Raw genomic sequence first — 10,732 nt, 5'->3', positions numbered from 1 at the left:
GTACTGGCATTCCGTTTCGGCGGCCGCCGGCCGGAAAATCCGAACTCGCAGCCGCCGCCGCGCTGGGGCAGGGGCTCCAATTGAACTACCGCCACGCCTATCATGCCGGAAATTTCGCCGACGTCGTCAAGCACGTCGTGCTCAGCCGGCTGATCGAATATCTGAAGCAGAAGGACAAGGCGTTTCGCGTCATCGACACCCATGCCGGCATCAGCCGCTACGATCTGTCCTCGATCGAAGCGCAAAAGACCGGCGAGTGGCAAGGCGGCATCGGCCGGCTGGTCGATGCGGCCCTCGATGCGCCGACGGCAGCACTGCTGGCGCCGTACCTTGAAGCCGTCCGTTCGCTCAATCCGGAGGGTGGCGTGAAAAAATACCCGGGTTCGCCGCTGGTCGCCCGGCACCTGATGCGCAAGCAGGATCGGCTTTCGGCGGTCGAGCTGCACCCCAAGGATGTCGTCAGGTTGAAGGCGCTATTCGAAGGCGATTTCCAGACCCGGGTGATCGAGCTCGACGGCTGGCTGGCGCTCGGCGCGCATCTGCCGCCAAAGGAGAAGCGCGGCCTCGTGCTCGTCGATCCGCCTTTCGAGGAAGAGGGCGAGTTCGACCGCCTCGTCGACGGGCTGCAAAGAGCCCACCGGCGCTGGCCAGGCGGGATTTACGCGCTGTGGTATCCGCTCAAGGACCGCAAGGCGGTCGCCGCCTTCCGCGCGGCTCTGAAGCGGACAGGCGTTCCGAAGCTGCTCGACATCGGCTTTGAGATCAGGCCGGCCTCGGCCGAGCCAAGCCTCGACGGCTGCGGCATGGTTGTGGTCAATCCGCCCTTCACTCTGGAGGGCGAGTTACGGACGCTGCTGCCGGCCTTGCACAGGCTGCTCGCGGTCGAGCAGCCATCCCGCTGGATGCTGGACCGGCTGGCGGGAGAGTAGTTTGAGGTGCGGCCTTGCCGTTCCATCGGCGAAACCGCGTCACTCCAACCGCCGTCGCTACAACCGCTTGACCGCGCGTCAGCGAATCCGCACAGTGCGCACAGTCGACCTTGAGAGGCTGCCATGACTCGCTTCGCCCAATCCGCCCTTGCCGCACTGCTCGCCTTTTGCACGCCGCTGGCCGCACCTCTTGGCGTTACCCAGGCGGTGCAGGCGGCCGACCTCGCAATCTATACCGACGAGGACAGTGGCGTCTGCGGCGAGGCCTGGGTGCTGAACAAGATCACCGACCGCTTCTCCTATCAGGTGCATCACGTGCCGCATCTGCCCGATGTGCAGATCGTCGATTTCCAGCGCATCCACCAGCATCGCTATTTGCCGGCCGACGACACCTGGCCGATTGGCCGCCGCTATTGCGGCGCCACCGTCAGCCTCTCCGATGGCCGCGCCCGTACCATCTGGTACTTGATCGAGGAAGGCCAGGGTTTTGCCTCGATCGGCGACAATGTCGAATTCTGCGTCTCGGGCTTCGACCGCTGGATGGTCTATAACAGCCGCTGCCGCGTCCTGCGTTAATTGCGCACCGGCTGACTCCGACTTTTTAGCACCGGCCACTTGATCGACCGTCACCGTTTCCACGCGGCGCGGCATTCGCGGGAAACGCGATCTGCTGTCACGAGTTTGCGGGGAAACAGCACTGCATGGACTCGCTTGTTTACATTGTTGCAATTGGGGCGGTCGTTGCAGGCTTCGTCCAGGGCCTGTCCGGGTTCGCTTTCAGCCTGGTTGCCATGTCGTTTTGGGTTTGGACCGTCGAGCCCCAGCTTGCTGCTGCCATGGCGGTCTTTGGAGCGCTCACCGGCCAGATCATCGCCGCCGTCACCGTCCGCCGGGGCTTCGACCTCAAGCTTCTGCTGCCATTCCTGATCGGGGGGACCATCGGGGTTCCGGTCGGTGTCGCCATCCTGCCCTTACTGGATGTGCAGTTGTTCAAGTTGGTCTTCGGAGCGCTGCTGGTCGTTTGGTGTCCCTTGATGCTCTTTGCCCGTCGCCTCCCTCCCATCACGGTCGGGGGTCCTGTTGCAGACGGTGCAATAGGTCTGGTTGGCGGCATCATGGGTGGACTTGGCGGCTTCACCGGCCCGGTTCCAACGCTGTGGTGCGTGCTGCGCCAATGGGAAAAGGACAGGCAGCGCATTGTTATCCAGAATTTCAACCTGGTGACCCTCTCCATGACGATGGCTGCCTATCTTGCGGCCGGAAAGATCAAGCTCGAAATGCTGCCGATGTTCGCCATCGTCGCGCCGGCCATGTTGATACCAACACTCCTTGGCGCGAGATTCTATATCGGCATTAGCGAAGCAACGTTTCGAAAGATCGTCCTCACACTCTTGGCCGCATCAGGTGCAGCATTGTTGGCATCGGCCTTACCGCACCTCATGAGCCGGGTTTGAATCTGACGTAAGAAATTCCCGACTTCCGCCGCAAGTCGTTTGCCAATGCCGCGGCATTGCAATTGAGGTGGCGGCAACACGACATGGTCGTGAAAGTCGCGCCGTCCGCTTGGTGTCGCCTATAGCCGGCACCTGCACAGTCGTGCCCTGCGCTATCGACCGATGCGGCCCGCGCCGGATAGGTAGGCGCAGATCAGTTCGACGAGTTGCTTTTGCAGCTCCGGCGCGGCGAGCATGTTCCGGCGTGCCGCGTTATGGATCACCCCCTCGATCGCCGATGACAGCACGCGCGCCACGGTCTCCGTGTCGGCGCCTTTCCTTGGCTTGCGATAGGCGGCGACGGCGGTCGCGTAGTGGTTCAGATATTGTGTCTGGAACGAAGCATGGGCGGCCCTGGAGCCGCGATCGCCCGGCGCCTCGTCGAGCAGCACCTGGTGTAGCGTCGGGTGGATGCCGTGCGCCGCGATCATGCCGCGCACCAGCTCCTGCGCGAATTTCCTGAGCGGCTTTTGATCTTCCGCCGAATCGTGAATGACCGACAGCACATGATCGAAGTGGCGGCGCCGGATGGCTTCGAGCAGGGAAAGCTTGTCGGGGAAATACTGGTAGAAGGTGCCGATGCTCACGCCTGCCGTCTCGGCCACCTTGTTGGTGGTGAAGCCGGTCCAGCCCAGCCCGCTCAGAACATGAGCCCCCGCCTCGATAATCGCCTCAACGGTCGCTCTCGAACGCGCCTGGCGCGGCTGCTTGCGCATGCGCGGATGCGGTTTTGCAATGCGAGTAGACACACCGCCCATTCTCCTGAAAATATAAACAACATACTCGCATTTCCACAAAAGGACACCGACCATGAGTGCGCTCGCCCTGCTTCGCAGCCTGTTTACCTATCAGGCCTGGGCCAATGACGAACTGCTGGAAAAACTCGCGAGTCTCGACCCACGCGTTCACGGCAAGGAACGGCAGGCCGCAATGCGGCTCGTCGATCACAGCCATGTGGTGTCGCGGATATTCTCGGCGCACCTGGTTGGTGCAAATCATGGCTACTCCGCTGATAATACAGAGGACACGCCGGCGCTCGGCGAACTTCGCGCCGCGGTTGCGACGACCGATCGCTGGTATCTCGACTATCTCCAAACCGTTTCGTCGCGACAGCTCTCGGAGCCCGTCGCGTTCGTGTTCACCGATGGGGATAAGGCATTGATGTCGCGACAGGAAATGCTGACCCACGTTGTATTGCACGGCGGCTATCATCGCGGTGAAGCAGGGCGTATCCTGGCGCAGGTTTCCGTCATGCCGCCATGGGATACCTTCGCCGTCCATCTCCACCGGGCCGAGCCTTCACGCCGGCTGCAGATGCAGCGCGAGCCGCTCGGCGCCTGACCGGCCGAAGGCTTTCGATTCGCGAGGTCGGCTCGACCGGATCTATCGAGTGAGATCCTGTCTTTCCGAAATGCGAGCTATCAGCTTACTTTTATTGCGTCGTGCAAGATGGTACGCCGGCACGCTCGCGTCGTTGCTTTCACCTTTCCTGTAGTTCATCGCGCTGGACAAGACGAGCCGAGCGACGCCTTCGACCTTGATAATCTTCGCGGCAGGCGTTGGACGTTGAAGCGCAAAGCCGCTCGAAAAGTCCTGAGCTTGACGAGAAGACCGGTCGAGATAGAGCGAGCAGAATTTCGGTCGCAGAACTTCGTTGCGGGAGACGAAGATTCGCAGCCGATTTTGCGTCGGCAAGATGGTCGCGCGCTCGCCGTAACCAAAACTTAAGCTGCAAAATCATTCTAATGCTTCGCTGGCTAGCAAGCCGCGAGTCAGATATGCATTGCGCGCCGGGTCAATAACGGCCGTCGGCACAACGGAAGGGGCATGATATGGCTAAACAGTCATCCAAAGCGCCGGCATCCAAGTCACCGGCAAAAAAAGCACCAGTAAAAGCAGCGGCGGCAAAGGCCGCAACTGCTGTGAAGAAAGCAGCACCCGCTGCCAAAGCGAAGGCCGCCGCGCCTAAGGCAAAAGCAGCGCCGGCCAAAAAGCCGGTCGCCAAGGCCGCGGCAAAACCGGCCGTGAAGAAAGCAGCACCGGCCAAGGCCAAGGCTGCACCGGCGAAGGCCAAGGCTGCACCGGCAAAGAAGGCGGCACCGGCCAAGAAGCCGGCTGCAAAGGCCGCCGCGAAACCCGCCGCGAAGAAGGCAGCACCTGCAAAGGCCGCCGCTGCGAAATCTTCTGCAGCAGTGAAGAAAGCAGCGCCCGCGGCCAAGCCGAAGGCAGCGCCCGCAAAGGCGAAGGCCAAGAAGTAGTCGCGGTTCTCCGATCGCCGGGGACAGTACGCAAGACAGCCAGAGCGGGATGCCGGACAGGCGCCTCGCTTGCGGGTTGGCGGTCGGACAGGACGAGAAAGAGGCGGGAGGAAGACGTCTTTTCGCAGCTCCAGGACTTCGCCATGCGGCGAAGTCCGGTGGGACTTCCGTGGCTGCCAAAGACCAACCTTCGGTGCAAGGCCGAGTTGGTAGCTGATCGGATTTGGATTGTCCGACCTGCTCGCGTCTGCCGCAGCACTGCGGCTCATCGCATCGAGATTGATGTGTCGAGGCAATCGCTGCACGCTGGCGGCGCGGTTTTCCGCCTCTGGCCGTTGATGAAGCCAGCATGATCGGTCAACAGTGCCCGCGCACGAGCCCCAATCGGAATCGCGTTTCGGTGAGGGTCATGCGCGAAGTCAGAATGCTACCGCGTCCTTTGCGCGTCCAACAGGGCGTGCGGAGCTGTAGCCGGCAAACAGGAATCAACAATGCCAAGACTGCTCTACGCGTCTACTTCTCCCTACAGTTCCAAGGTGCGCATGGCAGCACTTTATGCCGGCATTGCGGTCGATCTCGTGCCGATAAGGACCGAGGAAAGGCCGGCCGAGCTGATCGGCGCCAATCCGCTCGGCAAGATCCCGGTGCTGGTGCTCGACGACGGCCGCTCGGTCCACGACAGCCGAGCCATCACCCAGCATCTCAACCGGATGTCGAAGAACGCATTATTTCCGCGCAATCCCGACAAGCGCCTCGAGGCGGAGGTTCTGGAGGCTTTGGCCGACGGCATTTGCGACTGCGCGCTGTCGATGGTCTATGAGCGGCGCACGCGGCCGGAAGAGATGGTTTACCAGCCCTGGCTCGAGCGCCAGTGGACGAAGATCTCGGCCGCGCTCGACCTGTTCAACGCCAACCCGCCGAAGCTGCCGAAGAAGATCACCGTCGGCCAGATCGCGCTGCGCGCCTGCCTCGGCTATCTCTCGCTGCGCTTCGCCGGAAAATGGGAAAAGGGCCGCGGCCGGCTGACGCGCTGGGCGGCACGCTTCGACGAGAAATTCCCGGAGCTGAAGCCCGGCATCCCGGCTTGATCAGCAGGCGGTCTCAACCGGTACCCACAAAAAAAGCCGGGCGCGAGGCCCGGCTTTTTTCGTGTCGTGGCTTGGACGACTCAGAACTTCATACCAACGCCGAACGTGACGCGGTTGTCGGTCGACTTGACCTTGCCGATACCATCGAAGTCCTTCCTGCCGAAGTCTGTGTAACGATACTCGACACGGCCGAACACATTGTCGGTGATCTTGATGTCGGTACCCACGCCGGCTGTCCAGCCAAACTGGGTGTTGGTGTCGCTGACGCCGGCGGCTTCTATCTTCTGGTTCTTCAGCGCGCCACCGGCGGTGCCGTAGAGCAGGATGTCCGGGGTGACGGCGTAGCCGAGGCGAGCGCGCAGCGAGCCTTCGAAGCCACCCTTGGCCTCGATGCCGGCATCGTCGCCCTTGACGCCGTTATAGCCGATATCGGCTTCGGCACCGTAAACGAAGTTCTCCTGCTGCCAGTTATAGCCGCCGAAGACGCCGCCGACAAAACCCTTGGTGTCGACGTCGACACCAATGTCTTTGGCTTTGGCATGGCCCGCGAAGCCGTAGCCGACGCTCACACCGGCATAGGGACCGGCCCAGGATGCGACCGGAAGTTCGGCGATCGGGGCAGGTGCCGGCGGCTCTTCCTGAACCACGTCCGCGGCATAGGCGGTTCCGCCGAGGGCGAACAGCCCAAACGCCACCGCGAGCGGTCGCGCAAATTTAAGATTGGCTTGCATTGTTCTTTACTCCTTAAGCCACAGGACACAGGCTTGTTTTTTCATGAGCGCCCTCAACCCGTCCGGGGGGGTGAAACGGATCCGGCGTTCAACGGTTCCAAATGTCGTGTCGAAATGCGGCTGAAGCGAACCTGAACTTGGGTCATTCTCCGGCACGAATGAGGCAGAACCTTGACGTTGCATCTTCGCAACAGCGAGATGTCAGCAGGTTCGCCGTGCTGCACTGCACCCAGCTTGGTGCAAGGCGTTCAGCGCCCTATATTGCGGTTGGGCCGGGCCCGAATCCGATCGAACAGGACGTCGATGAGGCCGCTTTGCCACAATCCTGCCCCAGGTGGAAACGGGATTTAACGCTTGGCGGGCCATATTTTGTCGGCACGATGCCGGCAGATCGGAATCGCGATTAGATTGAGGATTGACGGATGAGCAAGGTCGCCGCGACGGCACTGGTGACGGGCGGGGCGAAGCGGATCGGCAGGGCCATCGTCGAGGATCTTGCCGCGCATGGTTTTGCCGTCGCCATCCATTGCAATCGCTCGCTGGCCGAGGCGGAGGCGCTGGCGGCCAAAATCAATGGTGGTCATTTTGGTCGAAATGGCCGGGCCGCTGTGGTTGCCGCCGACCTGACCGACATGGACGCCGTCGGCGACCTTGTCGGCCGCGCGGCGGCGGCGCTCGGGCCAGTGTCGCTGCTGATCAACAACGCCTCGCTGTTCGAGCACGACAGCGTTGAGGATTTCGACTGGCCGGCCTGGGATCGCCATTTCGCCGTGCATGTCAAGGCGCCGGCGCTGTTGGCGCAGACTTTCGCCCGGGCCTTGCCGCAGGGCGGCGAAGGCCTGATCGTCAACATGATCGATCAGCGCGTCTGGCGGCCGACGCCGCGTTATTTCTCCTATGCGCTGTCGAAGTCGACCTTGTGGGCAGCGACCGAGATGATGGCGCAGGCGCTGGGTCCCCGCATCCGCGTCAACGCCATCGGTCCTGGCCCGACGTTAAAGAACACTCGTCAGCACGACAGCGATTTCGATGCGCAGATTGCAGGCCTGATCCTGAAACGCGGCCCGGAATTGCCGGAATTCGGTGCCACTATCCGTTATCTCTGGGCGGCGCGCTCGGTCACCGGCCAGATGATCGCGCTTGACGGCGGCCAGCATCTTGCATGGCAGACGCCCGATGTGACAGGCATGACGGAATGAGCCCCATGGACCAGAAGCAAAAAACGCGCGGCGGCGCCGACGACCTGCCGCCTGACGTCGACCTCGAGGACGAGGCGGCCGAGGAGGTCGTCGAGCCTGCAGCCGGTGGTCCGGACGTCACCTTCACCGCCATCGACTGGACGCCGCATGCCGGCGATGCCGACGGCATGGTCGGCGCCGAGGTGATCCAGACGCTGGTCAAGCGACTGCCCAATGCGCCCGGCGTCTACCGCATGATGAATGCCGCCGGCGACGTGCTCTATGTCGGCAAGGCACGCAGCCTGAAGAAGCGGGTCACCAGCTACGCGCAAGGCCGGTTCCACACCAGCCGCATCGGCCGCATGGTGCGCGAGACGTCGACGATGGAGTTCGTCGTCACCCGCACCGAGATCGAAGCGCTGCTGCTTGAAGCCAACCTCATCAAGCGCTTGCGGCCGCGGTTCAACGTGCTGATGCGCGACGACAAGTCGTTCCCCTATATCCTGTTGACCGGCGACCATGTCTCGCCCGGTATCTACAAGCACCGCGGCGCGCGCTCGCGCAAGGGCGACTATTTCGGCCCCTTCGCCTCGGCCGGCGCCGTCGGCCGCACCATCAATTCGCTGCAGCGCGCCTTCCTGCTCAGGAGCTGCACCAACTCCTTCTACGAGAACCGCACCCGGCCTTGCCTTTTGTTCCAGATCAAGCGTTGTGCCGGCCCGTGCACCGGCGAAATCTCGCATGGCGACTATGCCAGGCTCGTCACCGAGGCGAAGGACTTTCTCTCCGGCCGCAGCCAGAAGGTGAAGACGGAGATCTCCGCTGCCATGCAGCAGGCGTCGGAAAACCTCGATTTCGAACGCGCCGCCATCTATCGCGACCGGCTGGCGGCGCTGTCGCATGTGCAGAGCCATCAAGGTATCAATCCGCAGACCATCGACGAGGCCGATGTCTTCGCCATCCATCAGGAGGGCGGCCAGGTCTGCATCCAGGTGTTCTTCTTCCGCACCGGCCAGAACTGGGGCAACCGCGCCTATTTTCCCAAGGCCGATCCGGCGCTCGAAGCCGGCGAGGTGCTGGGTTCGTTCCTGGCGCAGTTCTACGACGACAAGCCGACGCCGCGCGCCATCCTGTTGTCGCATGGCGTTGAGGACCAGGAATTGCTGGCGGAGGCTCTCTCCACCCGCGCCGGCCGCAAGGTATCGATCTCGGTGCCGCAGCGCGGCGAGAAGAAGGATTTGACCGACAACGCGCTGCAGAACGCGCGCGAAGCGCTCGGCCGGCGGCTCGCCGAGACCTCGACCCAGGCGCGGCTGCTCATCGGCTTTGCCGAGACCTTCGGCCTGGAAAAGCCGCCGGTGCGCATCGAGGTCTACGACAATTCGCACATCATGGGCACCAACGCCGTCGGCGCCATGGTCGTCGCCGGGCCGGAAGGTTTTGTGAAGAACCAGTATCGAAAGTTCAACATCCGCTCGACCGAGATCACGCCGGGTGACGATTTCGGCATGATGCGCGAGGTGATGCAGCGGCGCTTCTCGCGGCTGTTGAAGGAACATGGCGATGCGCCGCAAACCGAGGGCACGGACGAAGCGAAGCCAACTGAATCAGGCGACGATATCGAGGACGCGGGCGGCTTCCCGGCCTGGCCCGACGTCATTCTCATCGATGGCGGCCAAGGCCAGATGACGGCGGTGCGCAAGATCCTCTCCGATCTCGGCATCCAGGACCGAGTCGTCGCCATTGGCATCGCCAAGGGTCAGGACCGTGACGCCGGCCGCGAACGCTTCTTCGTCAAGGGCAGGGACTCGTTCTCGCTGCCCGTGCGCGATCCGGTGCTCTATTTCGTCCAGCGGCTGCGCGACGAGGTCCATCGCTTCGCCATCGGTTCGCACCGCGCCCGCCGCAAGAAGGAGATGGTCAAGAGCCCGCTCGACGAGATCAGCGGCATCGGCCCCGGCCGCAAGCGCGCGCTGCTGATGCATTTCGGCACGGCCAAGGCGGTCAGCCGCGCCGCCGTCGAGGACCTGGTCAAGGTCGACGGCATTTCAGAGCAGGTGGCGAAACTGGTCTACAATCATTTTCACGAGAGCTAAGACCTATTGCCGATATTTCGGCTGGCTAATCGATTCTGGCCTGTTGACCCCCCACATTCGCTTCTGATTTGACTAAGCAGGCAGAAAGAGTTCCCAAAACATGGCCCAGCGCGCGTTCAACCTGCCCAACATGCTCACCTACGCTCGCATTCTCGCGGTGCCGCTGGTCGTGCTGTGCTTCTTCTTGGAAGGGCATCTGAAATCGAGCGACTTCGCGCGGTGGTCGGCGCTCATCATTTTTCTGCTCGCCTCGATCACCGATTATTTCGATGGCTATTTTGCGCGCGCCTGGCAGCAGACCTCGAATATTGGCAAGATGCTCGACCCGATCGCCGACAAGCTGCTCGTCGCCACTTGCCTGCTGCTGCTGGCCGCCGACACCGACCGCCATGCCGGCATCGCCGGCTGGTCGCTATGGGCGGCGATCATCATCCTGTGCCGCGAGATCCTGGTCTCGGGGCTACGCGAATATTTGGCGGCCCTGAAGGTCTCGGTGCCGGTAACGCAACTGGCCAAATGGAAGACCACCATCCAGATGGTCGCCATCGCCTTCCTGCTTGCGGGCCCCGCTGGCGACAAGATCTTCCCGCTGACGACGCAAACCGGGCTGGTGCTGCTGTGGATTGCCGCCCTGGTCACGCTCTACACCGGCTACGACTATTTCCGCGCCGGCCTCAAGCACATCATGGACGAGTAGCATGTCGACGAAGCTCATTTATTTCGCCTGGGTGCGCGAGCGGATCGGCAGACCCGAAGAAGACGTCGAATTGCCGGCCGGCATCGAAACGGTCGCCGACCTGTTGCGCTGGCTGAAATCACGCGGCGAGGAATACGAGCACGCGCTGCAATATCCTGATGTGATCCGCGTCGCCATCAACCAGGAACATGTCGAGCACCGCGAGAAGATCGCCGGCGCGCGCGAGATCGCGCTGTTCCCGCCGATGACCGGTGGCTGAACC

At 62.5% G+C, this 10,732-nt stretch carries 13 protein-coding genes; 10 read left to right on the top strand and 3 right to left on the bottom strand.

Going from position 1 to position 10,732, the window contains the following annotated elements; translation table 11 throughout:
• The first annotated feature begins 80 nt into the window (after nt 1-80).
• The 3 genes from NKJ94_RS30910 (at nt 81) to NKJ94_RS30900 (ending at nt 2,383) form a co-directional block, all read left to right on the top strand.
• Complete coding sequence (locus NKJ94_RS30910) at nt 81-929, top strand: 23S rRNA (adenine(2030)-N(6))-methyltransferase RlmJ (protein WP_352530736.1); 849 nt, start codon at nt 81-83, stop codon at nt 927-929.
• A 123-nt stretch (nt 930-1,052) separates the two neighbouring features.
• Entirely contained in the window at nt 1,053-1,505 is a 453-nt protein-coding gene (locus NKJ94_RS30905; protein WP_352530732.1) for a hypothetical protein, read from the top strand.
• Between the two features lie 125 nt (nt 1,506-1,630).
• A complete protein-coding gene (locus NKJ94_RS30900) occupies nt 1,631-2,383 on the top strand; it encodes a sulfite exporter TauE/SafE family protein (protein WP_352530730.1) in 753 nt (250 codons plus the stop codon).
• A gap of 152 nt (nt 2,384-2,535) precedes the next feature.
• On the opposite strand, the gene NKJ94_RS30895 is transcribed toward NKJ94_RS30900, so the two are convergent.
• Entirely contained in the window at nt 2,536-3,138 is a 603-nt protein-coding gene (locus NKJ94_RS30895) for a TetR/AcrR family transcriptional regulator (protein WP_352530734.1), read from the bottom strand.
• Nucleotides 3,139-3,232: 94 nt separating this feature from the next.
• On the opposite strand from NKJ94_RS30895, the gene NKJ94_RS30890 reads away from it, so the two are divergent.
• Nucleotides 3,233-3,763 carry a DinB family protein gene (locus tag NKJ94_RS30890; RefSeq protein ID WP_352530729.1) on the top strand — a complete coding sequence of 177 codons (531 nt, stop codon included), beginning with the start codon at nt 3,233-3,235 and terminating at the stop codon, nt 3,761-3,763.
• A 454-nt stretch (nt 3,764-4,217) separates the two neighbouring features.
• Here the strand turns inward: NKJ94_RS30890 and NKJ94_RS30885 are convergent, their stop codons facing one another.
• Entirely contained in the window at nt 4,218-4,469 is a 252-nt protein-coding gene (locus tag NKJ94_RS30885; protein ID WP_352530727.1) for a hypothetical protein, read from the bottom strand.
• Between NKJ94_RS30885 and NKJ94_RS30880 the strand changes: the two genes are divergently transcribed.
• On the top strand, nt 4,447-4,680 hold the full coding sequence (locus NKJ94_RS30880; RefSeq protein ID WP_352530725.1) for a hypothetical protein: 234 nt from the start codon (nt 4,447-4,449) through the stop codon (nt 4,678-4,680). The genes NKJ94_RS30885 and NKJ94_RS30880 overlap by 23 nt on opposite strands.
• Nucleotides 4,681-5,171: 491 nt before the next feature.
• Nucleotides 5,172-5,768 (top strand): glutathione S-transferase family protein, encoded by a 597-nt coding sequence (locus tag NKJ94_RS30875; protein ID WP_352530723.1) that lies wholly within the window; start codon nt 5,172-5,174, stop codon nt 5,766-5,768.
• Nucleotides 5,769-5,848: 80 nt separating this feature from the next.
• Here NKJ94_RS30875 and NKJ94_RS30870 read toward each other — a convergent pair whose 3' ends face one another.
• Complete coding sequence (locus NKJ94_RS30870; protein WP_292662341.1) at nt 5,849-6,499, bottom strand: outer membrane protein; 651 nt, start codon at nt 6,497-6,499, stop codon at nt 5,849-5,851.
• 422 nt (nt 6,500-6,921) lie between these two features.
• Between NKJ94_RS30870 and NKJ94_RS30865 the strand changes: the two genes are divergently transcribed.
• The 4 genes from NKJ94_RS30865 (at nt 6,922) to moaD (ending at nt 10,729) form a co-directional block, all read left to right on the top strand.
• Nucleotides 6,922-7,698, top strand: a complete 777-nt coding sequence (locus tag NKJ94_RS30865) for an SDR family oxidoreductase (RefSeq protein WP_352530721.1) — start codon at nt 6,922-6,924, stop codon at nt 7,696-7,698.
• The gene (gene uvrC / locus NKJ94_RS30860) at nt 7,695-9,773 is read left to right on the top strand and encodes an excinuclease ABC subunit UvrC (protein WP_352530719.1); all 2,079 of its coding nucleotides are present in this window, start codon (nt 7,695-7,697) and stop codon (nt 9,771-9,773) included. The genes NKJ94_RS30865 and uvrC overlap by 4 nt, the downstream gene beginning before the upstream one ends.
• Before the next feature lie 100 nt (nt 9,774-9,873).
• Nucleotides 9,874-10,470: a CDP-diacylglycerol--glycerol-3-phosphate 3-phosphatidyltransferase gene (gene pgsA, locus NKJ94_RS30855; protein WP_352530717.1), complete on the top strand. Its 597-nt coding sequence runs from the start codon at nt 9,874-9,876 to the stop codon at nt 10,468-10,470.
• Nucleotide 10,471: 1 nt separating this feature from the next.
• Complete coding sequence (moaD, locus tag NKJ94_RS30850) at nt 10,472-10,729, top strand: molybdopterin converting factor subunit 1 (protein ID WP_352507910.1); 258 nt, start codon at nt 10,472-10,474, stop codon at nt 10,727-10,729.
• The last annotated feature ends 3 nt before the right edge of the window (nt 10,730-10,732 follow it).

The organism is Mesorhizobium sp. M0060 (genome assembly GCF_040323155.1).
In the GTDB taxonomy this organism is placed as follows: Bacteria; Pseudomonadota; Alphaproteobacteria; order Rhizobiales; family Rhizobiaceae; genus Mesorhizobium.
This window is presented reverse-complemented; position numbering and strand designations above follow the sequence as displayed.